This is a genomic window from Ammoniphilus oxalaticus (assembly GCF_003609605.1).
GTDB lineage: Bacteria > Bacillota > Bacilli > Aneurinibacillales > RAOX-1 > Ammoniphilus > Ammoniphilus oxalaticus.
In genome coordinates this window covers 339,306-363,246 of record NZ_MCHY01000006.1, presented here as the reverse complement: position 1 = coordinate 363,246, position 23,941 = coordinate 339,306, and the positions used below count along the sequence as shown (strand labels likewise).

Here is a 23,941-nt window from a genome sequence, read left to right as displayed (position 1 = left end):
GCTGTTAGTCGGAATTTGCAATCTAGGATCAACTCATTATTAGCGACCCATCTCCCCCCTTTTCCATACACAAAAGCAAGAAAGCGCTTGGAACCAAATTTGATGCGCTAGTATAGTAGTAGACCTTTGAAATTGTAAGTAGAGGCATCTTGTTAAAAGGAGAGGGTACAATGGGAAAATTATCGAATCGCATTGCATTCATTACAGGGGCCGGAACGGGACTCGGTCGAGCAATAGCCATTGCTTTTGCTAAAGAGGGCGCGACAGTTGCGCTCAATGGCAGGCGTGAGGAAGCGCTGCGGGAAGTACAAGCCGAAATCGGAGAGAAGCAAGCGATTATCTTGCCGGCTGATGTAACCGATCAATCTGCTATTCATGCGACACGTGACAAGTTGCTCGCTGCGACGGGAGGCCAGTTGGATATTGTTGTGAATAATGTCGGGGGCGTACCCACGCTCAATTCCATAAGTGAACTCACGTTGGACGAATGGAAGCAAATGATCAACTTAAACCTAACGAGCCAGTTTATCGTTGCGAATGCCTTCTTGCCAGCGTTGCGAAAAAACGGCAATGGAAAATTGATCTCTGTCACATCCGCCTTAGCCAGTTCTTATATGGAAACATATGGCGCTTATTCCGCAAGTAAAGCGGGCGTCGAAGCGTTAATGAAAACGCTTGCCATTGAAGAAGAGAAAAACGGTATCCAGGTGAATATATTTGATCCGATTTATTTCACTTCAGAAGGAAATCCAGATACCGATATCGATCCCGCTGATATTGTTGCCATTTTAATCGACTTGGCAGCCACCTCCTCCATCGAAAAAAGCGGTGAGGTCGTCAAGCCGCTAAAAGCATAATCGCAATAGATACCTAACATGGACAATGAGCAGGATGAACAGCCCTCTTGACAGTGGTTATTCATCCTACTCGCCCTTTTAAAAATGCAATAGTGGAAAAAAGCGGATGGGGTGATTGCAATCGACGTATCGGAAAAATGGAGAAACAAAGACATTAGGGTGACAAAAATCCCCGAACAGGGCGCTTTATTACGAAACAAATGGGAATCTTATTTCGCCGCTCATCTTAGCAATCAAGAAAAAAATGAGATTCATTTACTAGATCAGGAAAGTTGTCGCGGCCATCTGTGGCATGTATTCAGTTATGAAAAGAAAGATTGTCTTGAAGGTCAAAAAGCTGAAGATGCTTTTAACCTTGAGCCGAAAAATACGTGCTATCTCTTCTTCCAGGATGCGGATGAGGTCCTGCTCCTCGAAAATGCCTCAATGTTGAGCGCCGCGGACTTCGTTCATGTAACGAAAAAAGATATGTACATTGTGGATAACCAATTTCGTTGGACCTTTGTCATCACACACGAAACAGGTTGGCTCGGTCCCTATTTTAGCCGAAGCGAAAATACATAATAAATAGATAGAATGAAGACTTTCTTATTCAGTTAATACAAAATTGTAACGTCTATTTTGAAAATCGAGCCCAAATATGACCTTAAACATGCTAATATAGGTTTGCCTGGAAAAAACTAGATTCATAGGAGGAAATTGACTTGAGAAGAAGGTCTATTTTGGCGCTTTCGTTGTCCATTGCGGCCGGAAGTGTATTCACACCTTTGTTTGATGCGCCATCTGTTTATGCCGCTGACTCAAACACGAAAACAATATCAAAGGATGAAGCTGTAGCCCTCGCGAACAAATATGCGCCAATTCCCGCGGATTACACGCTAGATCATCATAATTTGGAAAAAGAATATTTGGAGCATTCCACTTCCGCTTGGGTCTTACACTTTTCCAAAGAACGGGCAGGCGGGATCCACTTTACGATCGACGCCCAGTCAGGAAAGCTATTGAGTTTTTCACGCTATCAGGAAAATCCGCTTGAAAGCAGCGGGAGCGTTGTCGATCGCGCTCAAGCGGAACAAACGGCCCAGCAATTTTTACAAAAAACAGTCGATCAACAGGAACGCGATAAGTTATCTCTCGCGAATGAATATGAAAACAATTTGACCCATTTTGGCATGGCGGGCGTCCATTCCTTTATGTATACACGGGTCGAAGGAGAGATTCCTTTTCCAGAAAATTTTATTCATATTTCAATCGATCAGGCAGGCAACGTGATTCAGTTTTCACGACGTTGGCACCTTGGAACGTTACCGTCCGCGAATCCAGCCGTTTCTTTGCAACAGGCTCAGCAAAAGCTGGCAGATGAGGCGAAGCCCTCTCTTACTTATGTTCGTTTAAGCGATCGCGTTGGCGATCATAGTCCTGGTGTCAAACCATACTCGTTAGTCTATCAATATGGAGCGAATGATGGCATGATGGTTGACGCCTCAAAGGGATCCGTGTTAAATCCGCTTGGCCAACCGCTCAGCGCCGATTCCAAAATTCAACCGCTCGGCGACACCAAAATTCAAGCCCCTGCCACGAAACGAATCAATCGAGATGAAGCCCAAAGTATCGCGGAAGAGTTTTTAAAAAGAATTCCCGGAACGTATACTACTGATGGATCTTCGGGTTCAGGAACGAGCATCGGCAGTGATGGGATTTCCCGCCACTCATGGAGCTTTGGCTACGTTTCTACTGACGAAAAGGATCAAAACAAAGAAAGCATCCGCTTAGAAATCGATGACACCGGGCAAGTAAGTGGTTTTTCTAATGATGAAGTTCGGTGGATGGGGCAAAATCAAAAAGTGGACAACCCTATCGCTTGGGATCAAGCCAAAAATAACGCGATCGACACGATCAAATTACTGTTTCCCGATCGGTTGGGCGAATTATATTTGGTCTCACAGAAACCATCTGATGACGTCTTAAAGAAGCAGTTCGAATCAGGAACTGGCGGATATTCTATCTCTTTCGGCTGGTTGAAGGACAATATTCCAGTTGAAAATGCATTTCTTCAAGTTGAGGTGAATGCGGAAACCGGAAAGATCATGCATTTGTGGTCAAGAGCGAACCAAAGCGAGTCGTCTAATCTTGATACGCTGAAGCCAACGATCGATGCCAACCGCGCCAAACAGATAGAGGCAGAAAAACAGAAAGTGATGTTAACTTATTTTCAACCCTCATTCAACGGGCTTTACATGCCATTCAGCGCCCCAGAAACAACGAAACCGAATTTGGTTTACCGCCCAGTTGGTGAGGCCGGCGTTGTCGATGCTGTAAAAGGGGAATGGGTGTCATTCCGAACATTACGTGAAAGTCAACAACCGCAGGACATCAATCAACATCCAAGCAAAACGGCTATATTATTTGCGATTCAACACAACATTTTAAAAACCGAGAATGGACAAGTAAATCCAAGCAAAGTGGTCACTCGCGGGGAACTCGTTGCCATGATGTTACCCATGGCGCAGCAACTTCCAATCAGCGCGAAAATGCATCGTTATGCAGATGAGACGTCGAGACAATCGTACACGTTTACGGACGTGAGTGAAAAAAGCAGCGTGTATCCCGCTGTTCAACAAGCGCTTCGCATCGGACTGATTCCAAAAGAAGGAAACCAATTCCATCCAAATGCGGAGGTCAGTCGCGTTGAAGTCGCTGAAATGATTGCCAAACTCGTTGGCTACGACAAACTGTTAACAAAACATGACATATTCAAAACGAGTTATCTGGACGTCGATCCGCGCCACGTCCCTGCTGTCGCCTTAAGCCAAGCGCTTGACCTCTGGAAAGGAACAGAAACCGAGTTCAAGCCAAATCAAAAGGTGACACGCGCAGAAGTCGCTGAAATCCTATATCAAATAGCTCAAACGTTTAAACTATAATGACTAGAACCAAAACAGCCGCCCCCCCTTCTTTCAAACTAAGGGGCGGCTATGATTTGGGCGCGCTATTTTTGAACGAAAAATCATCTGAATCCTTCCCCCTTTGCTGGCCCTACCACATTCCTTTCCCTGTTATGGAACCATCGTTTTCAATTCATTAAACGTACTTTCCAAACCGTCATCGACAACCGAGGCCTCCTGTATATGCGAAACGATTTTTTCATGAACGGAACTTAAAATCTTGTACGATTCATTGATCTGATCTTGAATTTGATTCGAGTAAGCCCTTTGGGATTCGATATGAGTTCCGACATTATAGACTTCCTGTCTTGTCAAATCAAAAGCCTGTATGATCGATCTCATTTTTTCCGATAAATTATGACAAGTGTCTTGCGCCTCTGCAATTAACTTCGTATTTTCTCTTGAATTGCTGAGCGCTTTGGAAACCTCCTCTTGAATCGCGTGGATAAGTTCCGTTATTTCCACCGTGGAAGTATTCGTCATATCCGCTAGTTTCCGAACTTCGTCAGCGACGATGGCAAAACCGCGACCATGCTCCCCAGCCCGCGCCGCCTCGATTGCCGCATTCAGCGCTAATAAATTCGTTTGTTTAGAGATGTCGCCAATTGCTTGTACAATCGAAGTAATTTGTTCCGATCGTTCACTAAGTTGATTCATAGAAATGGAATCGCGTTCGTTGTCTGATTGTAATTGGGTAATTACTTGGTCCAATCTTGTTAATGCTTTTTCTCCCTCCATTGTATTTTGGACCGATTGATCAGCGATTTGACTGAGGTTTTCCCCTGTAACTGAAAGAGTTTGAGCCTCTTGCGCTCCCTCCGCGCTAATGCTCTGAATTTTTTCAACCGTTTGCTTCAAGGAGTCAACAAGAACGCCTAGTTCGTCATGTTGGTCATTGACGAGTTCATGCTGCCTGATGATTGCCCCCATCTGTTTAGAAAGGGAATAAATTTCACCTTCCAGCTTTTGTCGCTCGGCCAATTGCGATGCCAACTGGTCCCCTGAATTTCCTTCCTGTTGATCAGTTTCTTTCTTTACGTCCTTTTTCCAAAACATACACATTCGCATCCTCTCTAAAAACAAATATCTTTTTAATTGATAGTCCTAACGGACTACTCTATATCGGAAAATCAAGCTTTATTAGCCGTATATCCTTCATATGCGCATATCTCGTCTGAGAACGCGCTCTAATCATAAGGTAAAACGTGAAAATACAGGCCTATTATACCACAATTGGAATGATGTCCTTAGGGATATGTTCCGTTTATACCTCGAAACGCAATCCCGTGGTTTTGTAACATTGCTTTGGCGAACACAAAAAAATGGTTCTGATTATGGAGCGAACATAATCAAAACCATTTTTAATCGATTATTATGAAGATGAAACACGAGTTTTGGCCGCGCTATTAAAGTGACCCCAATTTTCTTTCCAATTCAGCCACTTGCTTTAACATCGAATTTCGACTGTCACTCAATTGAACATTCGACCCTAACCCTACATCATGAAGAATCTCTCTTAACTTTTCAAAATTCTGTTTCTCCTGTTCGGTCAGGACTATATCGCGATCACCTTCTTCGTCAGAAGCTGGAAAAACATTACCTAATGTACTGTACAAACGTTGAAACATCAATTTATCATCATGGGACAGTGTCCCGCTTTTTAAAATCGCCACCCAAACCCCGCTTCTTGCTGCATTCAATTGATCCGCGACCCGATTCGGTTCGGTCCAACCATGATTACTTTGCTTTTCAATGACACCTTCTAATTTTACAAATGTATATTGAATTTTCGTAAATAAAATTTCATCCTCTATAAAATTCACTTTCAAGTGTCCCCATACGACAAGCGCGACTAACAAAATATTTAGCCCTATTGAAAAACGCATGATAGATCTTTGTCTTTTGTCCAATGTCTATCCCCTCCATGATTCCATATTACCCGTTCACAACATGATTATCCATTTATTTCTATAATTTATATGAACTAGTCCATTGGACCCGCCAATGATCAAAGACAAGCAACAAAATAGCGGATAAAAACGTGTTTTAATGCCTTTCATCACGATTTTCGCCAATGACCAATGAACTAAATGTGTCTAATTGTTGAACTTTTTATTGCCATATGTGAAAAGGGGGTGTTAGAATACTTTTACAAATTCTAATCATGCCATTCGTCAAAAGAATCTGAATTATAAAAATTCATTTAAAGGAGTCTTCATAAGCGTTTTTCATCTAGAAAAGGGCTTGATTGGGATGAAAAACAAAAAGGCAGGTGGTGTTCACAACTGTTTTGGTAGCCCTTACATTGTAATTTTTCCTAAATCAAATGACATACGATAAAAGGTAGGGGTCCTCGTCCTACCCTACACCCAAACTGGGTGACTAGAGGGTTTCATTGAATTCACGGTTGGATCAGATTTCAAAAGGAAAAAAAGGAGGTATGATGAATGGGTATTGATATGTCGGTCGCAGGCCTTCCGGAAATGTCATTCGTTACATGGATGATGGCTGCGCTTCCAATTATTGTCGTACTTACTCTGATGATGGGTTTTAAAATGAGTGGGTCTCGAGCGGGTGTCATTTCTTGGGTCATCGGCTTGGCCGTTACGTATTTTGCGTTTGGAGGCGGAGTCGACGTGCTCCTCAGCGGTACAGCAAAGGGGATTTGGGAAACGATTTTTGTTCTATCGATCGTTTGGACCTCTATGTACATGTATAACGTCGTTGATTTGACAGGAAGCTTTAAAGTTATTGCCGCTACCTTTACAAGATTAACGAACGGAAATCAGATGTTGCAATTATTGATTCTTGGTTGGGCGTTCCCAACATTTATTCAAGGGGTATGCGGTTTCGGAGTTCCGGTTGCAGTAGTGACTCCCCTCTTAATTGGACTCGGATTTAGTCCGATTAAAGCGGTTGTGACCGCATTGCTTGGACACTCTTGGGGAATTACGTTTGGTTCGCTTGGATCGTCTTATTCCGTTCTGCCAAGATTAAGTCCAGTCGACCCTGATGGAATGGCTTTCTGGGCCTCCCTCATGATCGCTTTTGGCGGATTAATGATTGGGTGGTGTGTCGTTCACAACTATGGCGGATTTAAAGCCGTTAAAGAAGGTTTCGTCGCTGTTCTCTTCATGTCCGTCGTGATGAGCGGAACGCTTGTGCTTGTCGTTAATTTCGTTTCGCCAAACCTTGGTTGTTTCGTAGCCGGAGCCGCTGGGCTAGTGGTCGGAAGCTTTGTGTTACCTAAACTGAAAGCCTATCGGCCAGCAACGGATGCGCCACCGATCAAGGAAGACCCTGAAGTCGCGGGCAAATCTTTTATCACTGCCTTCTCGGCCTATATTATTATGGTTGGCGTTGTATTCGTCGTTTACCTAATCAAACCGATCAAAAGTTTTCTGGATACATTCAAGGTTGGACTTCCCTTTGGAGAAACCACAACGTTGTTTGGTTATATCCAAGACGCCGAAGCGAAATACTCAGCATTGAAAATCGTAACGATGCCAGGGACCTTGATTTTAATTTCCATTTTCCTTGCCGCCTGGTTCTACAAATCGAAGGGTCTCTTACCTCAAGGCGCCATGAAAGATGCTTGGACTAAAACCGTAAGACAATCCGCGGGGTCATCTGCCACTATTATTTCCATGACGATGATGGCGGTACTCATGACAGTCGGAGGAATGACGACATATCTTGCCTATGGGATTGCAACAGCAACCGGAAGTTTCTTCCCGCTGCTTGCCCCGCAAATTGGGGTCATCGGCGCATTTGTCACGAGTTCATGCACCTCTTCGAACATTCTGTTTACCAGTTTGCAATATGAGGTAGCAAGTATTCTCGGGATGTCCGCCTTCATTATTTTGGGCGCTCAAACGACTGGGGCAACGCTCGCCAATGCTTTCGCTCCAGGCAACGCCGCCTTAGGCGCGGGTGTATCTGGTTTGGCTGGACAAGAAGGCGCGATCTTAGCCAAAACATCCGTGTACACCATACTGCAAGCCGGATTCGTCGGCGTCCTTGCTTATGTCATGATTAAAATGGGTCTGGGAATGTAAGGTCCATTCATACCCTAATCTTAAGAACACCAACTTTTAAAAGGAGGCTACTTAAAAATGGCCGAAACATATCCGGAGAAATCAGAAAAGGCAACTGTTACGACGATAAAGAAAAATGCGGATAGAACTTCACAATTGAAAGTGCTTAGCCTGATCTTCATGTTTATTATGTTTACCATTTCATTCTTTGCGCTTAAAAGCGGCAATGAAACGTTCATGTGGATTGCTTTAGGACTCATGGTAGCATCCGCGGGCTTTCTCTATGCGAGAAACTAATTAAATAGTACACAACGTCCCTGGGAGAGTTCCCGGGGATTTTTTATGAAAGCGTTGGATTGTACCCGAGTTTCCACTTCATCATAAACCATTTTCGTATTTTTGTCTAGCCTAAATTTTCAGTAAATTCATAATTTTATTAAAATAATCAATTGGTTAGAGAAAAAACGGGGTTCTGCTCCCCCTCCTCTTCGCTGTTCTACATTAAACATCAATGTCCTTCAGCCAACTCCCTCCACTACTTTAAGTCTATCCAGACATTTGTAAAATAGGTAATTGTGCCCATCGTTGTGTTCGTTTATAATTTAAAGTATTCATTTTGTAATTTGCTAACCAGGGGGTCCAACGATGTTAAATCATTCACTAAAGAAAGACGCAATCGCAAGACTAGAACAAGCATTGGAAGAGTACAAATACTCCGCCAGAAAAGTCGAAAACGACGCGATCGAGTTACATGACACACGTGTTTACAGCGTTAGTATCATTCAAAAAGTTGAAGATTACGTGAATCAGTTGGCCAATACGCCGAAGGAATTTGAGAAATACTTTTACGAAGTACATATTAATCTAGCAAGTTTTAAAGCGCTAAGCGAAATTTCGTATGATGAAAAAGAAATGATCAAGTTAGCTGGTGGAGGCTCCGCAGTCGGCGTTGCCGCGGGGGTCGCAACAGCGGCGTTTGCTCCAACGGCAGCAATGGCTATTGCGACGACATTTGGGACCGCTTCAACTGGCGCCGCTATTTCCACTTTATCGGGCGCCGCCGCAACGAATGCGGCTTTAGCTTGGTTAGGTGGCGGAGCTCTTGCCGCGGGCGGCGGAGGTATGGCTGGCGGTAGCGCCTTACTTGCGTTGGCGGGTCCAGTTGGCTGGGGCATCGGGGCCGCTAGTTTAGTCGCGGGCGGTTTATTTGCGCGCAAAAAGAATAAGGAAGCGGCTTTAAAAGCGGGCCAAGAACGAATGAAGATTGTCAAAGCAAGAAGAACGTTGGACGCCACATCACATGAAATCAATCATTTAAATGCCGCTACTCATTCTTTGGCAGCCCAGCTTGATCAAGCCTTATGCTCCTTTACAAACGAGACAAAACAGAACTCTTACCCTTCCTTTTCAGAAAACGAGCGTCATGCGCTCATGTCTATCATTAATAACACCCAGAGCCTATCTCGGTTGTTCATGAAGGAAGTCGGCAATTAGATGGCGACAAACGTTTGGAAAGATCAATTCATCGCCGCTGGAGTCGATGGATTTAACGAATGGAAAAACCGTTCCATCGCCCGCCAATTGGATCAAATCGTAAATGAAAAAATGGCATCTTTCGATCAACAAGATCATTATTTTGAAGAAGCGTTGACACATATGATGCGCATGCGCCAATTCCTCTCTGAACCGGGAGCAATCCTCGGTTCAGAGAAGGCAAAGCATGGGGAAATAGCTGAACACTTGGAAGTTAACGCGCGGAATGCTTGGTCTGTATTAAATGGAGAAGGTGAAGTCGCCACATTTGAAGGCGTAGGCAGAACCGCGCCTGAAGATTTTATTTTGGACGGGGTTAACTATCAGTCTAAGTTTATAAACGGGACGAACAACACGTTGAAGCATGTATTGGACCATTTCAATAAGTATGAAGACACAACAATGAATTATTCCATTCCAAAGGACCAGTTCGAAGTCATTTCAACCATCCGAGCTGCTCATGATCCTGAACAGTTGCATAGTCGCTCGATTCAAGCCATTTTAGAAAAAGTTGAGGAAATTGAATTTCGAACAGGGAGAAGCTTTGAGGATGTTATCAAACCTTCTATTTCTACCTATGATGATGTACAACTTGGCAAAGTTGGAGAGACCGTCTCCAGACATGAGAGTCAGTTGGCAGACGAAAACCAAAAAGTCTTAGAATCAATTGAACAGGATGCAAGGGAAAAAACGAAGGGAATCGAATCCAAACAAGGCCCCTCGGTTGGCGAGGGATTAAAGGTTGCGGGAGCGGCTGTCGTCGTTGCGGCAGGATTGAACACACTCACTGTCATCTATCGTAAAGTAAAAGCGGGAAAGAAGCTCAATCAATTCGATAAAGAAGATTGGAAAGATATTGGCCTAAGTTCCGCCGTGGTCGGCGCCAAAGGAGGGGTCACCGCAGGCAGTATCTACACGTTAATAAACATAACATCGCTTTCCGCTCCCTTTGCTGGGGCTGTTACAAGCGCCGCCGCTGGATTATCCTTGTTGATTTTCAACCTAAAAAGAGACAAGATTTCAACGGATGACTTTGTAGCGCAAGGTCAGATTCTCTGCTTAGAAGCGGGCATCGCGGCGATTGGCGGCGCCATCGGACAAACCCTAATCCCTGTGCCGATTCTAGGCGCAATTTTAGGAACCATCACCGCCAACATCGTGTGGGGATTCGCAAAAGATCAACTCGGCCACAAGGAGCATCAGGTCCAACAAACGCTAAACGCCTATGTTTTTTCCGTGCTCGAAACAATCGAAAGCGCTTATCAAGAAATCATCGCAAAAATAAACGACACCTACACGCGCTACAACACACTCATCGAAGCCGCTTTTGATTCCAACATGAATGCGGCGGTTTTAGCCGCGGCTTCAATAGACTTGGCTGTGGAACTTGGTGTCGATCAGAAAACTATACTAAAAGACGATGATGATTTAGACGCGTTCTTTTTAGAATAAAGATTGACTAATTTCAAGTGAAACAGGGGAGCAAAAGACCCTTCGAAAATCACTTCCCCTCTTCACTTGACGCTCAACGCGCATTCAGCTAGTATTGTGAACGATTCAATTACAGATAGAAACCCCAACATTGTAATCATTTGCGTAAGCTCCAATTTCTTTTTGTTTAACCGCCCTCCCAAACTTCTTCAAACAGTACCTATTCATCTAGGATTAAAATTTGAATATTTTTCGCAGGATTTTAAAGATGTCAAAAGTGGTTCTTCGATACACTTTGTTGTACACATATCTTTTCGGATTGCGCAGCCACCCATATCCTCTCGGCATTTTCAAACCGGCGCGGTGAACGATTTGCCTCTTTAGACTTGTTCTCGCAGAAATTCGTTTCTTTAAACTCGGTTTTCTAAAACCAAACTTCATAATAGACCCCGCCCCTTTCATAATTTAGCCATCCATCGCTTCCTATCATTCAAGTAGTCTACTCTATATTTTACCAGATAGATTGGAATTTTTAATTGAATATAAAATATATTAAAAAATTTGCCACTTCCCCCTCTTTCGGCTACCTTAAAGGTATCCTAACTTTTGAAAAAACGACTATACATACGCGAGGGAGAAAATAATGAAATTTGCTTATCTATTCATCATCTTATTTACTTTGAGTTCATGCGTCCCAACAGGCTCAGATCAACACAGCGATGCTCGAACTAACAACAATAAAACTACTCACGACTCGAAACGGCCTGCATCACAGGATTTCCCTACATATTTAGCTAAAAACGAACAGGAACTATCTGTTCAAGATGCTGAAACAGCTTATGAATTGTGCGCAAAAGCGCTGACTGACTACTATAAAGCGATCTGGAACGGCGAAGATATTGAATTAGACTCATTTATAGATAACGACAACCTTAAACACTATACGCAAAAGAAGATTCAAACCCAATCTAATGTGTATGCCGCATTTAATAGTAAGGCGTATGATGTTTTGATTGACGCTTGGGAGATAGAGTTTACGAATGATGAGGATGGAGGGTTTCTCTATTTAAAATTGCCTGCGGAAGTAATTATGACGCACGGTAGCCGTGGTGAAGTGACTGAGTTCCTTGTTCGGAATGTAAACGGCAAGTTGGCCATTGTCGATTGGTATACGGGCGCAAAAGATGGATATGACTTCACCGTTCGCGGAGAAGAACTAACGATTAACAACCCTGACATTTGGAAGGATAGCATAATAGAGTAGATTTTGCGCGTATTAAAGTGAAAACCCACTTGTCTCAGGAATTCGACTGACATTCATATCCTAGCGCGAAAAAAGCTGCATATTTCCTTCCTCTAAAAGGGGGACTCGCCCATATACTGAAAAAGTCGCTCAGATCCGCCAAAAAAACGGTCCTGCTTCTTTAACAAGGCCGACTAACTCGTAATCCCCTTTTTAAAAAGAGCCAAGTCTCCTATTTTCATGAGGAGACTTGGCTTGAATCTATATCTATATCACCGGATCACGAATCATACGCTACACTAGCGGATTAACGTGCCTTCTGGCAAGACGAGACGCGCTTTTTCCCTCACTTCTTCCCGCGCTAGCTCTTCCCCCATTATTGTGATGATGCCGCGGTCCTCTTGCGTGCGGATTAAGCGTCCAATTCCTTGCTTCAATCGCAACAACATATAAGGGAGATCAACCTGTTCAAATGGATCCGTCGCCTCTTTTCGCTTCGCTGTGAACAAGGGATCGTTCGGAGGAAAGGGCAAGGACCACATCAGGACATGGGAAAGCGCCTCACCCGGAATATCTAATCCTTCCCACAAACTAACAGCGCAAAGAATGCTGTCGCGATCATTCTGGAATTGGGAGATCAGATGACTAATCTCCGCTGAACCTTCGAATAGGAAACGAAAGTCCGCTGATTCCGAATAGTCACCAACAGCTTGCTGAAACTGGGTTAAGTCCTCTCGGGACGCAAACAAAATTAACGAGCCGCCTTCCGACTGCTTCAGTAATTGTAGTGTCTGTTTCATTTTATCGACCGCAGGATCATCGGGAATGAGATTGACTTTCATTTGTTCACTGTAATCAAAGGGCGAGGAGACGGAAAACGATTGATAGTTTTCAATCCCTAGACTGGATGCCACATGTTCAAAATCTCCTTGGATCGATAACGTCGCCGAAGAAAACACGATCGGCATTTTTTGGTGAAACAAGCGTTCCTTTAACACTTCCTTGACCATCTTCGGCATAATCACAAACGTGATTCCATCCTCATCTTCCTTCACCCAAGAGATAAGCTGCTTTGGCTCTTTAAATAACCCCAAAGCGAGTTGGATCATTTCCAGATGCTCCTCCACGATTTTAAGTTGGTAGGCATCCAGCGTAAACAAGCCGCTTTCCAACACAATCTGCTCTTCAATCTCGGCAATCATCTCGCGGAAGCGGTTGATCTCCCCAATCAGTGTGGAGTCCCATTCGATTTCTCTTCGATCCGAAGCGGGAACAGGATGGCTACGCTCGTCAAGCAAAGCAAACACCGCTTCACTTTGCCCGATCGCGTCTTCAACCGCATAAGCAAACGACTCGCGAATTTCCCCTTCCAGCAACCGCGTTACGATCGCTTCGAACACATCATGCTGTAATTGATAGGTCAACGCATTTTGCGCCGCTGTTTCAAGCAGATGCCCCTCATCAAAAACGACAGAACTGTGAGCAGGTAACAATGGCAATTGTCCGCTACGCTGTCTCGCTTCATACGTCCAAATATGTTCCATGTAAAAATCATGAGAACAAATAATTAAGTCCGTCGACTTCCGATAATGCTCCCGTGAGAGAGTCAAGGCGCAGCGATGCCGTTGGGAACAAACCAAACAATCTTGAAACACGTCCCATCCCAACTCACTCCATTGCGCATCGGTCATATCCGGGTAATCTTTTCGATCCCCATATGGATAGAAAGACTGCAACGTATCGGGCGAACGAACAAACGTGGGTAGCCCTTGGTAGATCTCACGGTAAAGATTCGCGTCCTCCCTCCCAGGTCCGCGAGCTTCATCTAACTTATTTAAACAAATATACTGATCATGAGATTTTCCTAAACGGGCATCAATCACAAGGTCCAGATGACGGGCCAGTTTTGCAATATCCCCCTCGGGCTTGACCAACTGCTCAATTAAAGACTCGTCCGCGCAGGCAATCACGGCCGGTTTTCTCGTATAACGGGCATATAGAATCGCGTACAACAAATAAACGAACGTCTTCCCCGTTCCAACGCCGCCTTCGGCAAAAACAGTTTCTTTTTTGCGATAAGCTTGTTCCAATTGGAAAGCCATATAAATTTGTTCATCTCTAACCTCAAATCCAGCTTCGGGCAAAATATCATAAAACACATCCCCAATCCAATCGCTCGCTTGCTGAACAAACGACTGCTTGGGGTCAAATTCAAACGGATACGTACTCAATCGATTTGTCCTCCAAATGTTCAAATAAACACTTGCCCATTATAGCACAACTGACGTCTACACTTTTCTCATAGTAGCAGGAGGTCCACAAGTTAGTAGCCACTTTTTCAGCAAAATCGCTCAGATTTCCTTTTATCTCCATTGGGATTTTATATCAATAGTTCACCCCTTTTTGGATAAGCTAACAACATCAAATTGCAGACGAAAGGAGTAGGTTTGGATGATTCATAAGGATCATGACAATAGAATCGTTAAAGTTGGAATAGGCGTCAGCATTCTTTCAACAATTTGCTTAATTGTTATGCGCATGGTAAGTCCACGCAGAAAAAATCATACTGGGATAACCCTTTGTCCTTTTCTCATGTTAAAGAAATTAATCCCCTCACGCCTACGTTAACTGACCACTGAATTAAACAACGTGGATGTGGAATAAATCGGAAGGAAGGAAATGAAATTGGTACGAAATTATAATATAACGAGGAATGTCATTCGAGTCATTTTGGTGTTAGGTTCCTTATTGGTAGCTTGGCGACTGCCTAAAAAATCTTTTGTGAAATATTTACCCGTAACCTTATTTTCGACCGCGGCTTTGTTTGCGCAAATTTACTATTTGACCGTACATAAGCTTTGGAAGTCAAAAGGCGGCATCTCCGTCATGGTGTGCAATACGTTGGTCCTGATAGTTGGGCCCTTCTTTTTCGCAAATTTATTAGTCTTTCATTTAGCAAAAGGAAGGTTTCTATTGTATGCCCTCATTAACATCGTCGCCGATTTCATCTATGCCTTCCCAATTATGGCATTGTTTAAAAAGCTAGGTTTCTTCAAGATAAAATTAAGCTCAAAAGTTTTTTATCTGATCATTGTTACAAATGCTTTTATAAATTATATTTTCCAAAAGTTCTATGAACAAGCCAATGTCAGAAATGTAATGCAAAATGAAACTTTACTTTTAGACAAGCGATAGCAGAACAAAAGATAGGTTAGGACTTGCCGAGAAGCAGCATTTGCTCTACGCCCGACGTCTATTTCGGCGAGTCCCGACTTTAATTTATACCTCTACCCTTTTTCTCAAAGATTTTGTTTAACTTTACTGAACGCGTTAACGGCAGATTCAGAAGTCGTTCCCCTAGGTCCACTCCAACCGCTAAAAAAAGCGCGTCCATTCCATTCCGCATCATCCTCTACTTCAAAACTCAGCACAATGTCCACTAACTGTGGGTAGGAAGTAGGGTAAGCGAGTTGAAAAATTTCAGTTAGAAACGTCCGTTCATCCTCCGTCTCTTCCCCACCCGTTCGGTTCATAATCTCCAACCCGTTTTCCCAAACGTAAATTACAAGCCCCCCGAAGCGCACTCTCCTTTTTAACATACCTTCTTTTTTAAACAATAAATCTATTACAAATCACCTATGGTTATGGTAGTATATACCTAATTGTTGGGAGACAAGCGGTTATTGAAATGATAGCGCATCTCCCCTGAGCAATTGGAGCGTTCTGTAAAAGTTACAAATAACTTTGATCATTACGTTTCCAGATTTAAAAATATAACAGTGTGGGATTCAAATGACGCAGGAGGGTTTAAAAAGATGAAAAAGTTACTTAAGTCACTCGTTATGACTGTACTAGTAAGTTCAGCAATGAGTAGTTTTGCGCTTTCAGCAAATGCCGCAACCGAGGTTCATCCTTATATCGATTCTAACAACCGCACAATGGTTCCAGTTCGATATATTACAGAACATTTTGGGGCAAAAGTAGATTGGAACGGTCAGGCGCGCAAGGTGTCAATCGATCACAAGGGAGCCCATATTTCTTTTACAATAGACAACACCCAAGCTCTCGTAAATAACAAGCCCGTTATAATGGACACGAAACCCGTCATTCAACAAGGCATCACCTATGTTCCCGTTCGGTTTATTGGCGAGGCGCTCGGCGCGGATATTCAATGGTTGGCGGAAACAAGACAGGTTTCTATTACGCTAGCAGGAAAAAATATGTTACTAGCTGTCCAGACCAAATTAACGGAACAACAAATCAAAGAATTAATTAAAGTGTATGATCTTGTAGAGACTGCCATTAGCAATTCACTTGACTCCGAATTATGGTTCACTGACCTGTTTGAAAGTTCGGCTAAAAAAGTCGCTTCCCCTAAATTAATTGGGATCGCATCTAAACGATTCATTGAACAGGATTTGGGACAGTATATAAGCTATTATCATGAGGCATCAGGAGAAGGTGGTTTATTCCCAACTATTTCTTTTGATGCTAGAATGCAAATCGTTGAAAATACAGAAAGTAAAGTCAAAGTGAAAACCTTCCAACTTGAGAATGAATCTTATCTTTGGAGCGAAACCGTCTATCTCACATTTGTAAAAGAAGGCGGCAAATGGACGCTGGATCGAGTGGATTCTGTTCCTTACTATGATGAGCATCTGAACCTGACAAGAAGTGAAGTCCAACAATATTTAACTTCTATTTATGAATCATACGGGGAACGAATTGAATTTGTTGGAGAAAAAACCGTCATGGTCAATACGGGTAGGGATGTTAATCATGGGCCAAAAACACCTGAAAAAACGTATGTATTCAAAGTAAGCAATCAGGAATACACGCATATTGTCCAATTTGCAGCTAAAACGGGCCAAATGGTTTGGGAGTAATCGATACATCCGTTGGAAAATCCCTATTCTTTTTAAAAGAATAGGGATTGTTATTTTTAAATAAGAGGATGACATCTTTCGAACTTATTTAGTACTAAGGTAAAATTTTAAGGTGGGAAAGCAATGCCGAATATGGATTGGACAAAACTCAATAACTTACAAATAGGAAGATATGCGGAGTATTTTTCAAAAATGGAATTCGCTTCATATGGCTTAGAAGTATACACCTCAGAGGTGGATGATCGTGGAATTGATTTTATTGTTAGAGATAAGAATGGTCGTTTCTGCGAGATCCAAGTAAAATCCCTTAGAGGGACAGGCTATGTTTTCGCCCAAAAAAGTAAATTTGATATTACCAACAGGAATCTTTACCTCGCTTTACTTAGATTTGAAGCTGGAAAATTACCAGATATGTTTCTAATACCCGCGCAAGTATGGGAAGTTCCAAATGAAGTTTTTGTTGACAGAAACTATGATAAGCCTGGACAAAAAAGCGCCCCAGAATACGGAATAAACATATCAAAAAGAAATTACTCCATACTTGATAACTTTAAATTTGAAAAGACAGTTGAATGTTTTTTAAAATAAAGAAAAAAGTAAGGTTGCGGATGTTCAAGACAAGTTTTGTTTCTCAAAACCTATCAAGCGCTCCCCTGGTCTAGGTCTTCGCCCTTGATAATCAACAATCAAATCAATCATAACTTACATCTGCTCGTAAACTACATTATAATCATGATTACATGAAACTATAAGTGGAGGGAATTCAATTCCTTCACGCAATAAAACAAAACTTAGTCTATCGCAGTTTCATAACAAGATAATCTAGGGAGGTTTCGGATATCGATGATGAAGGCAGTTAATACGATACGGATCCAAAAAGGCAGAGCTGATGAAGTGATTGCGCGCTTCGCAAAAGCAAAGTCGGTTCACACGTTTGCGGGATTTATCTTTATGGAAGTGTTGAGAAAAGAAAATACGGAAGAATATGATGAATTGCAAATTTGCACGACTTGGGAAGACCATGCCTCTTTCGAAGCATGGAGAGAAAGCCGAGCAGCGGAAAAAGCCCACACCCAGCAAAACAATCCGAGCCAAAAGCAAGAAAACAGTCCCATTCTTGGCGCTGAACTTACCACTTTTGAAATTTGTGTCCAGCATCACCCAGCAGAAAAATAACGCTAAATAAACATCGAGGTAAGATTTGTAAAATCACATCACCTTCCTTTCAGGAAGAATTGAGAAAAGCATCTTGTCCAATAGGGATAAGATGCTTTTTGAGATGCAGACTTTTATACACGAAACATGTTCAGTGTCTCCAAAAGAAAACCAGTTAATTGCTATTTGGCTCAAGATAAAAAGTCCTACCAATTAACCATTTACTAATCTTGTAGGACTTTTCTTTGACGTCTTTGCTATCGCTGCTTTATACTTATCGACGACTCTATCGTCAGTTCAAAACATGATCTGAACTGTTTCAGTGATAATTTGTAAACCCCTTTCAATCCTTGGACTAAAACTCATTCCCTATAATCTCTAACAATTGTCGTACTGAGCTCTTGTTAAATTGGATGCTCTGACTAGCAACCCCTTTTACCTGCCTCTCTTTTGAACCATACGTATTAATCTGGATATATTTCTCTCCACCTTTAACAAAAACCGTATAAGTAGCGTCTACAGTGCCATGCACACGGACATTCTTAGTCATTTTACTCATACTTTTGACTAATGCCACGAAAATCCCCTCCAACTATCTCTTATCCGTAACGATTAGACTTTCAATGTGTTTGATTCCGCAATCTCATCCCGAATCTTCTTAAATAAAGCTTAAGCTCCTGGATCGCGCTATCTTTTAAATCTAGTAAATTAAATTCGAAAAATGGAGATGTATCCATTTTGTTCCTTTCTTCCAAATCAGTGTAAAAACGATAAATGATTCCATTCGTTAGAATTGCGAATTTTGCTGAAGTTGTGCCAAAATAACGAAATAATTGTGAATCATGCTTTTCTAAAATTTCATTAACAGATTTTGCTTCGATTAAAATTACTGGCGAACCATCATGAATAATTGCATAGTCAACCTTCTAGAAGAGTCACAAATCTAAATATTCAATTATTTTAACACGCTGTTGGTGCCCAGTATAGGTGATTATGCTTAGTCATCCAAACATTGGGTATTATGACTTATTATAGCGCATATCGTCTTCTTCATGTGACATCTTCTCTTTCACCTAAATTCAACGAGGATTTGCGCTTTTTATAAGGGGAAGCCGTCAAGGTCGATTGATCATACGCTTACTTTCATTTGTTCGCCCGCGTCTTGCGCCTGCCCAAGTATAACGAAATAAAGTCCTTGGCGTCTTAGGAGCTTGTTTTGTTATACAGACTGATCCGACTAGCAGTCCCAATCCAGAACCAGTATCCACTCAACACCCCGCTACCTGGTTCCCGTTTAGTACTAGTCCCAAAGGGGTCCAATCGATCAAGATGCCCCTTTTTCTATTGCTACTTGCCCACCCGAACCGTTGCTACGCCTGCTTTTCCACCCATGTGCCCTTATGTAAACAAACAGGATTTTAAACTCCACGTGGTTCCGTTTTGGAACTGGTCCGCCCTATATATATTAAAATATTTAAAAGATTAAAGAGATGATAGATGATGATGATTGTGGAGTAATCGGATTACCTTTTTAGAATAAATCTAAACTAACAACCATTTCAAAAACCCACATTATAATGTTGTGGTAATTTTTCTCGGTATGATTTACATTTAGATTAAGACAAAGGAGGAATGAAGAATATGAGTCATCATGAGAAATGCACAATTGCCTACGTCGTAAAGTCGCTTCGTCTCCGTCAACATTATACACGCCAACAGTTGTCTACACTTGCCAGAGTCAGCATCCGCTCGATCGAGGAAATCGAATCAGGCAGGCGCACAAGTCCAAGACTGCAAACGCTTACGTATATCCTAGTCGTTTTGTGCGAAGGCAAGGCTGTGAAGGCCGACCTCACCGAATGGGAGTTACTCCGCGCCCTGATAGAAAGCATTTTAAAAGTGTCTACTTACATAACATATGGACGGTGGGAGCTGTCCTAATTCTTTCCCTTTTTTAAAAAAGTTACTGCTATGGGTCACGTCGATTTAATAGACTACGTTCCTTTCCTCCCTGACAGGGCTTCCACGACCCCTTGTCAGGAAGGAAAGTTGATCGCCATTCTAAATAATGGAGGCTGTTGTTCCGATGATGAAATTAGACTCTACCATTCCCCCTCTGCATCCAATTGTACTGTCCGACTGGATCGAAAAACTCGGAGAACGCGCTTTTGTCTGCTGGCTGAAATTTCACAGTTGGAAAACGGATCCTACTTCAAATGGGCAGCCGTATTGTTTGCAATCTTCCTTAAATCAATTGATCAAAAAGTTAGCTATCGGAAAAAATACGTTTTACGAAAAAATCTTAAAGCCGCTCACACGCTATGGCCTTGTCAAATTGAAACGAACCGAACAAGCGAATCGCGAAACACACCTGATCGTTTACTCTTTCCCGCAAAATTGCCCTGAAAAAGCGCGGCTGCCATTAACGCCAATCACTGCTGAACACGACACAGACCAAGCGGATCCCGATTTAAACGAGCCTATTGAGAGCTCTAGCTCCATTCACGCTTTCGTTCCCACTATACCAACCATCGACGCGACTCCCCCTGAAAAAGAGGAGCAGCTTCCGACCGAAATAAGCGATGGGATTTTTACCGAACTTCCCGAAGCGATCACCCATCTCTCTAGTATTGTCAACGTCTATGAACAGGTTTGCGAACACCCAGCCTATTCAACGGCATCTTTTTTGCGCACATTGTCCAAATGCTTAACTTACAACGTCAATCGACACTATTTTTCCGCTTACTTCCTTAAAGCGCTATTCAACGATTGGAACAAGCCCACGCGGAAAAAACCGGCGCAACAACAGCGGCCACCGCAAACGCGGGATTCACGCGAAGCCGCTCTACCGTTAATTGCTCCAATCATAGGAACAAGTCCGAAACGATTTCCTTCCCGATCCTCACAACGCCGCAATTCTGATCTGCCCGAATGGGTGATCAAGCAACAACAGCGGCAAGAGCTCGGTCTCGTGACCGACAAAGAGGACAAGCTCTCGCCCGAACAACAAGCAATCGCAGCTGATCTCTTGCAAAAATTGGAGGCGTTAGGCTCATGAATCCATATCTTTCAAAGCAACCCACATACGGCGATAAACGTTGCCCTGCCTGCGGGCTGACTGTAGCCCTGTTTCTCAATGGGGATCTCGTTCCTTGCGTCTATGGACCGCCCGCTTTTTATCACTTTGGGTGCAGACACCCGCCAACCGATACCCAACGGCAGCCCACTGATCGATTCCGTTAATTTCTATTAAACAATACCCACTTACAAAAGGAGGAATCTATGGATGTACCCGATTGTCTGGAAACCGAGCCCAAACTTCACACCCAATGTCCGTTCCATAACCACCCTGCCGCCCACTCCACCGTTAATCGTGTTGCATACGATGGCCGGTTTTATGGCGGGCACGCTCGCCCATTTTCAAAACCCAACGACCCAAGTGAGCAGCCATTACGGTGTCGGGCGCAACGGCGAGATCCATCAATACGTCAAAGAAACCGACGGCGCCTGGACGAACGGGCGGGTCCTGAAGCCAACCGCTCCGCTTATTTTACAGCGGCGCGGCAATCCGAATCGTTACACGATCACGATTGAATTTGAAGGAAAAGACCGCGGCGGCACGCTCGATGAAGCGCAGTACCAGGCGGGACTTTGGCTGATCAAACAGATCGCCGCCCGTTGGCAGATCCCGCTTACCCGCGATTACATCATCGGACACAACGAAATCGATTCCGTGAACAAAGTGTATTGCCCGGGTCCGCTTTTTCCATGGACCCTACTCATGAAAGATTTGCAAACAGAAAAATCGCTCGTTTCGATTTGTGACAATGGCCGCCCGATCGCGATGGGGTTTATTGAAAATGGACTGACCTACGCCCCGATCCGCAAAGTCGCGGAGGCGTTAGGCTATGACGTCAAATGGGAAGAACTCGCTCGACGTGTCAATTTAAGGAGGTGATGCTTTTGTACTCAAAATAATAAATTATTTTAAAATAATTGTTTACAAGGTAATCGAAAGGCGCTATACTTAAATCAATGAAGCGAAAGGAGGTTGGTCGACAAGGTTCGACAAGTTCCGACCGGGGTCAGACCCGTTCCTCTAGGGGTATAGGTATCCCTACAGCTTCAGACAACCAATTGAAGGGAGGTGAAACAAGATGATGTACACGACAAAAGACAATAAGCAAATTAAGCTTGGGTTTCTCGTCGGAGTCAGCGATTTGGGCAAACCGATCTTCAAAAGCCGCTCATACAAAAACGTCAACTCCGAATTTGCGACATTGGATAATGTCCAAGCCTTTGGCGACGCCCTCGCCGTCCTATCTGAATTGCCGCTGGATCGCGTGATCTTAGCGACTGAATCCGAAGTCATTCGCATGTAACTGAAATCCAAACTAAGTCCCATGTCCTTCCGTTAACCGCCTCGGTTGACCCGCCTCACGACTATTTCCTCACGAAAGGAGGTGCGCCTCATGCCTCGTGAAATTGACGAAACCGTCATCGCTTTGTATTTTGCAAAAGACGATGGAACCACCGTGAAATTTGAAATTCCCGCCGCAAGGGAAGATGTCACGGACGCTGAAGTCAAACAGCAAATGGAAGAAGTCCTCGAAATTGGCGCCGATCTATTCGGCATCGTCTCGATCAAAGGAGCCGCGATCACGCATCGCACAGTCACACCATTTGATGTTCAAGAAGCTTAATTTAAGAAAAATCTAAAACAACCCAAAAACAAAGGGGGGACCTACAGCATGGAACATCTGGACCTCATCCAGTGGATCAGCAACCTAGGTTTCCCCATCTTCGTTTCCTGGTATCTGCTCACCCGCGTTGAAAGCCGCATCGAAACACTCACCGCATCGATCACCGCAATGACCCAGGCGATCCAAAGCCAGGCCACTGCGCAAAAGGAAACGTAGACGGGGGAACTTTACACGCTCAAGCGCCAATGGACGCTAACCCTCTGTCGAATAGCAATTGAATAGATCCGATATTCGATAGAGGCATAGCGCCGATCAGTAGATTTTGGGACCTGTACCGATATTTTGGTAAACTAACATCGAACATCTCCCAGACAAAGCCAATTACTTCCTAGTTCTCCATATCTTCGGCTATCTTTTCGATTTCGCTTTTTGAAAATCCAGTTAATTTTGCGATTACCTCGGCTTCCAACCCTTCCCTTATAGCATTACGCGCCACTTCCAATGATTCCAACGTATCGGTGTCAATAAACTGCATCATCCTTTACTCAGCTTCGTCTTTGCCATGAAAACCCTTGAATAAAGCTATAGCGCTTCACGGAGTGAAGCGCCATAGCATGGATTTCGTAATCTTTGCAATTTCCATCAATACAAATAAGCGAGGGAGAAACCAATCTAAAGTTCACTAAGAAATAACATAAAGATGTACCCACCAACAAAAATAAATCCCACCGCAGACAAAATTAAAAATAACCTGCATGCAGTCAAAAAAATCTTGCCGAACCATTTACTATTGAGCCAGCTCACCCCGCCCCCCTCATTTTCCAAATCCATATCACGGTGATCATTTATGAAAGGATGACATCATTAGAGTCCTTTGTCTCCTTCTTCAAATGATATTGACCGTAAAAATCTAAAGCAATAAGAATGATACGCTCAATCAGACACATCAAATTATCACCCCCTCCTTTCATATACGTTATAGGTAAAATTTGGTTTCAAAAACCATGAACGCAAGTCTTAGGAGGATGTCTTTGATGTAGTTCGAGCAGGGATTAACCCACTAACGAGGTAAGGCGCTAAAGTGTTCTGTTGTGGATTCGACTGGGGATTGGTGAGACCTCGCCGTGGGCGGTTAATGTTTTCTGAGTGAC

At 43.3% G+C, this 23,941-nt stretch carries 26 protein-coding genes and 1 pseudogene; 19 read left to right on the top strand and 8 right to left on the bottom strand.

The window, feature by feature from the left end:
* Positions 1-170 precede the first annotated feature (170 nt).
* The 3 genes from BEP19_RS03860 to BEP19_RS03850 all read left to right on the top strand — a co-directional run bounded on the left by BEP19_RS03860 (position 171) and on the right by BEP19_RS03850 (position 3,781).
* Positions 171-857 (top strand): SDR family NAD(P)-dependent oxidoreductase, encoded by a 687-nt coding sequence (locus BEP19_RS03860; protein WP_120188509.1) that lies wholly within the window; start codon positions 171-173, stop codon positions 855-857.
* Positions 858-968: 111 nt separating this feature from the next.
* The gene (locus tag BEP19_RS03855; protein WP_425452709.1) at positions 969-1,421 is read left to right on the top strand and encodes a DUF4275 family protein; all 453 of its coding nucleotides are present in this window, start codon (positions 969-971) and stop codon (positions 1,419-1,421) included.
* Positions 1,422-1,561: 140 nt separating this feature from the next.
* The gene (locus tag BEP19_RS03850) at positions 1,562-3,781 is read left to right on the top strand and encodes an S-layer homology domain-containing protein (protein WP_120188508.1); all 2,220 of its coding nucleotides are present in this window, start codon (positions 1,562-1,564) and stop codon (positions 3,779-3,781) included.
* 132 nt (positions 3,782-3,913) lie between these two features.
* On the opposite strand, the gene BEP19_RS18105 is transcribed toward BEP19_RS03850, so the two are convergent.
* Entirely contained in the window at positions 3,914-4,858 is a 945-nt protein-coding gene (locus tag BEP19_RS18105) for a methyl-accepting chemotaxis protein (RefSeq protein ID WP_281269263.1), read from the bottom strand.
* A gap of 350 nt (positions 4,859-5,208) precedes the next feature.
* Positions 5,209-5,712: a hypothetical protein gene (locus BEP19_RS03840; RefSeq protein ID WP_120188506.1), complete on the bottom strand. Its 504-nt coding sequence runs from the start codon at positions 5,710-5,712 to the stop codon at positions 5,209-5,211.
* Between the two features lie 537 nt (positions 5,713-6,249).
* Between BEP19_RS03840 and BEP19_RS03835 the strand changes: the two genes are divergently transcribed.
* From BEP19_RS03835 to BEP19_RS03820, 4 genes are all read left to right on the top strand, one after another.
* Positions 6,250-7,860 (top strand): L-lactate permease, encoded by a 1,611-nt coding sequence (locus BEP19_RS03835; RefSeq protein WP_120188505.1) that lies wholly within the window; start codon positions 6,250-6,252, stop codon positions 7,858-7,860.
* 57 nt (positions 7,861-7,917) lie between these two features.
* On the top strand, positions 7,918-8,136 hold the full coding sequence (locus BEP19_RS03830) for a hypothetical protein (protein ID WP_120188504.1): 219 nt from the start codon (positions 7,918-7,920) through the stop codon (positions 8,134-8,136).
* Positions 8,137-8,484: 348 nt separating this feature from the next.
* Positions 8,485-9,333 carry a hypothetical protein gene (locus BEP19_RS03825; protein ID WP_120188503.1) on the top strand — a complete coding sequence of 283 codons (849 nt, stop codon included), beginning with the start codon at positions 8,485-8,487 and terminating at the stop codon, positions 9,331-9,333.
* Entirely contained in the window at positions 9,334-10,824 is a 1,491-nt protein-coding gene (locus tag BEP19_RS03820) for a hypothetical protein (RefSeq protein WP_120188502.1), read from the top strand. It begins immediately after the preceding gene.
* Between the two features lie 213 nt (positions 10,825-11,037).
* Here BEP19_RS03820 and BEP19_RS17925 read toward each other — a convergent pair whose 3' ends face one another.
* Positions 11,038-11,244 (bottom strand): hypothetical protein, encoded by a 207-nt coding sequence (locus BEP19_RS17925; protein ID WP_120188729.1) that lies wholly within the window; start codon positions 11,242-11,244, stop codon positions 11,038-11,040.
* A gap of 202 nt (positions 11,245-11,446) precedes the next feature.
* Between BEP19_RS17925 and BEP19_RS03810 the strand changes: the two genes are divergently transcribed.
* On the top strand, positions 11,447-12,067 hold the full coding sequence (locus tag BEP19_RS03810; protein ID WP_120188501.1) for a hypothetical protein: 621 nt from the start codon (positions 11,447-11,449) through the stop codon (positions 12,065-12,067).
* A gap of 278 nt (positions 12,068-12,345) precedes the next feature.
* Here BEP19_RS03810 and BEP19_RS03805 read toward each other — a convergent pair whose 3' ends face one another.
* A complete protein-coding gene (locus BEP19_RS03805) occupies positions 12,346-14,277 on the bottom strand; it encodes an ATP-dependent DNA helicase (protein ID WP_120188500.1) in 1,932 nt (643 codons plus the stop codon).
* A 448-nt stretch (positions 14,278-14,725) separates the two neighbouring features.
* On the opposite strand from BEP19_RS03805, the gene BEP19_RS03800 reads away from it, so the two are divergent.
* Entirely contained in the window at positions 14,726-15,241 is a 516-nt protein-coding gene (locus BEP19_RS03800) for a hypothetical protein (RefSeq protein ID WP_147393764.1), read from the top strand.
* A gap of 104 nt (positions 15,242-15,345) precedes the next feature.
* Here BEP19_RS03800 and BEP19_RS03795 read toward each other — a convergent pair whose 3' ends face one another.
* Positions 15,346-15,645 (bottom strand): hypothetical protein, encoded by a 300-nt coding sequence (locus BEP19_RS03795; protein WP_147393763.1) that lies wholly within the window; start codon positions 15,643-15,645, stop codon positions 15,346-15,348.
* A 216-nt stretch (positions 15,646-15,861) separates the two neighbouring features.
* On the opposite strand from BEP19_RS03795, the gene BEP19_RS03790 reads away from it, so the two are divergent.
* The 3 genes from BEP19_RS03790 (at position 15,862) to BEP19_RS03780 (ending at position 18,108) form a co-directional block, all read left to right on the top strand.
* Positions 15,862-16,932, top strand: a complete 1,071-nt coding sequence (locus BEP19_RS03790; protein ID WP_120188497.1) for a copper amine oxidase N-terminal domain-containing protein — start codon at positions 15,862-15,864, stop codon at positions 16,930-16,932.
* Positions 16,933-17,055: 123 nt separating this feature from the next.
* Positions 17,056-17,520, top strand: a complete 465-nt coding sequence (locus BEP19_RS03785; RefSeq protein ID WP_211329306.1) for a DUF4365 domain-containing protein — start codon at positions 17,056-17,058, stop codon at positions 17,518-17,520.
* A 255-nt stretch (positions 17,521-17,775) separates the two neighbouring features.
* Positions 17,776-18,108, top strand: a complete 333-nt coding sequence (locus BEP19_RS03780) for an antibiotic biosynthesis monooxygenase (RefSeq protein WP_120188496.1) — start codon at positions 17,776-17,778, stop codon at positions 18,106-18,108.
* 334 nt (positions 18,109-18,442) lie between these two features.
* Here BEP19_RS03780 and BEP19_RS03775 read toward each other — a convergent pair whose 3' ends face one another.
* Both BEP19_RS03775 and BEP19_RS03770 read right to left on the bottom strand, forming a co-directional pair.
* Complete coding sequence (locus BEP19_RS03775; RefSeq protein WP_211329305.1) at positions 18,443-18,664, bottom strand: hypothetical protein; 222 nt, start codon at positions 18,662-18,664, stop codon at positions 18,443-18,445.
* A gap of 94 nt (positions 18,665-18,758) precedes the next feature.
* Positions 18,759-19,013, bottom strand: a pseudogene (locus tag BEP19_RS03770) (type I restriction endonuclease); the annotation flags it as partial.
* Between the two features lie 715 nt (positions 19,014-19,728).
* Here BEP19_RS03770 and BEP19_RS03765 point away from each other — a divergent pair.
* The 7 genes from BEP19_RS03765 (at position 19,729) to BEP19_RS03740 (ending at position 23,006) form a co-directional block, all read left to right on the top strand.
* Positions 19,729-20,028: a helix-turn-helix domain-containing protein gene (locus BEP19_RS03765; RefSeq protein ID WP_170145246.1), complete on the top strand. Its 300-nt coding sequence runs from the start codon at positions 19,729-19,731 to the stop codon at positions 20,026-20,028.
* A 145-nt stretch (positions 20,029-20,173) separates the two neighbouring features.
* Positions 20,174-21,145 carry a hypothetical protein gene (locus BEP19_RS03760; RefSeq protein WP_120188494.1) on the top strand — a complete coding sequence of 324 codons (972 nt, stop codon included), beginning with the start codon at positions 20,174-20,176 and terminating at the stop codon, positions 21,143-21,145.
* Entirely contained in the window at positions 21,142-21,330 is a 189-nt protein-coding gene (locus BEP19_RS17365) for a hypothetical protein (protein ID WP_147393762.1), read from the top strand. The genes BEP19_RS03760 and BEP19_RS17365 overlap by 4 nt, the downstream gene beginning before the upstream one ends.
* 43 nt (positions 21,331-21,373) lie before the next feature.
* Positions 21,374-22,045: an N-acetylmuramoyl-L-alanine amidase gene (locus tag BEP19_RS03755; RefSeq protein ID WP_120188726.1), complete on the top strand. Its 672-nt coding sequence runs from the start codon at positions 21,374-21,376 to the stop codon at positions 22,043-22,045.
* Between the two features lie 199 nt (positions 22,046-22,244).
* The gene (locus tag BEP19_RS03750; RefSeq protein WP_120188493.1) at positions 22,245-22,469 is read left to right on the top strand and encodes a DUF1659 domain-containing protein; all 225 of its coding nucleotides are present in this window, start codon (positions 22,245-22,247) and stop codon (positions 22,467-22,469) included.
* A gap of 90 nt (positions 22,470-22,559) precedes the next feature.
* Positions 22,560-22,790, top strand: coding sequence for a DUF2922 domain-containing protein (locus BEP19_RS03745; RefSeq protein WP_120188492.1), 231 nt, complete (start codon positions 22,560-22,562; stop codon positions 22,788-22,790).
* A 48-nt stretch (positions 22,791-22,838) separates the two neighbouring features.
* Positions 22,839-23,006 (top strand): YvrJ family protein, encoded by a 168-nt coding sequence (locus tag BEP19_RS03740; protein ID WP_120188491.1) that lies wholly within the window; start codon positions 22,839-22,841, stop codon positions 23,004-23,006.
* A 172-nt stretch (positions 23,007-23,178) separates the two neighbouring features.
* Here BEP19_RS03740 and BEP19_RS17530 read toward each other — a convergent pair whose 3' ends face one another.
* Positions 23,179-23,328, bottom strand: a complete 150-nt coding sequence (locus BEP19_RS17530; RefSeq protein WP_170145245.1) for a hypothetical protein — start codon at positions 23,326-23,328, stop codon at positions 23,179-23,181.
* Positions 23,329-23,941: the final 613 nt, after the last annotated feature.

Bases quoted from the DNA above. Each gene is read 5' to 3' on its own strand.
- BEP19_RS03860 (WP_120188509.1), top strand. From the start codon at position 171: ATGGGAAAATTATCGAATCGCATTGCATTCATTACAGGGGCCGGAACG.
- BEP19_RS18105 (WP_281269263.1), bottom strand. From the start codon at position 4,858: ATGTTTTGGAAAAAGGACGTAAAGAAAGAAACTGATCAACAGGAAGGA.
- BEP19_RS03835 (WP_120188505.1), top strand. From the start codon at position 6,250: ATGGGTATTGATATGTCGGTCGCAGGCCTTCCGGAAATGTCATTCGTT.
- BEP19_RS03830 (WP_120188504.1), top strand. From the start codon at position 7,918: ATGGCCGAAACATATCCGGAGAAATCAGAAAAGGCAACTGTTACGACG.
- BEP19_RS03825 (WP_120188503.1), top strand. From the start codon at position 8,485: ATGTTAAATCATTCACTAAAGAAAGACGCAATCGCAAGACTAGAACAA.
- BEP19_RS03820 (WP_120188502.1), top strand. From the start codon at position 9,334: ATGGCGACAAACGTTTGGAAAGATCAATTCATCGCCGCTGGAGTCGAT.
- BEP19_RS17925 (WP_120188729.1), bottom strand. From the start codon at position 11,244: ATGAAGTTTGGTTTTAGAAAACCGAGTTTAAAGAAACGAATTTCTGCG.
- BEP19_RS03810 (WP_120188501.1), top strand. From the start codon at position 11,447: ATGAAATTTGCTTATCTATTCATCATCTTATTTACTTTGAGTTCATGC.
- BEP19_RS03800 (WP_147393764.1), top strand. From the start codon at position 14,726: ATGAAATTGGTACGAAATTATAATATAACGAGGAATGTCATTCGAGTC.
- BEP19_RS03795 (WP_147393763.1), bottom strand. From the start codon at position 15,645: ATGTTAAAAAGGAGAGTGCGCTTCGGGGGGCTTGTAATTTACGTTTGG.
- BEP19_RS03790 (WP_120188497.1), top strand. From the start codon at position 15,862: ATGAAAAAGTTACTTAAGTCACTCGTTATGACTGTACTAGTAAGTTCA.
- BEP19_RS03785 (WP_211329306.1), top strand. From the start codon at position 17,056: ATGCCGAATATGGATTGGACAAAACTCAATAACTTACAAATAGGAAGA.
- BEP19_RS03780 (WP_120188496.1), top strand. From the start codon at position 17,776: ATGATGAAGGCAGTTAATACGATACGGATCCAAAAAGGCAGAGCTGAT.
- BEP19_RS03765 (WP_170145246.1), top strand. From the start codon at position 19,729: ATGAGTCATCATGAGAAATGCACAATTGCCTACGTCGTAAAGTCGCTT.
- BEP19_RS03760 (WP_120188494.1), top strand. From the start codon at position 20,174: ATGATGAAATTAGACTCTACCATTCCCCCTCTGCATCCAATTGTACTG.
- BEP19_RS17365 (WP_147393762.1), top strand. From the start codon at position 21,142: ATGAATCCATATCTTTCAAAGCAACCCACATACGGCGATAAACGTTGC.
- BEP19_RS03755 (WP_120188726.1), top strand. From the start codon at position 21,374: ATGTACCCGATTGTCTGGAAACCGAGCCCAAACTTCACACCCAATGTC.
- BEP19_RS03750 (WP_120188493.1), top strand. From the start codon at position 22,245: ATGATGTACACGACAAAAGACAATAAGCAAATTAAGCTTGGGTTTCTC.
- BEP19_RS03745 (WP_120188492.1), top strand. From the start codon at position 22,560: ATGCCTCGTGAAATTGACGAAACCGTCATCGCTTTGTATTTTGCAAAA.
- BEP19_RS03740 (WP_120188491.1), top strand. From the start codon at position 22,839: ATGGAACATCTGGACCTCATCCAGTGGATCAGCAACCTAGGTTTCCCC.
- BEP19_RS17530 (WP_170145245.1), bottom strand. From the start codon at position 23,328: ATGATGCAGTTTATTGACACCGATACGTTGGAATCATTGGAAGTGGCG.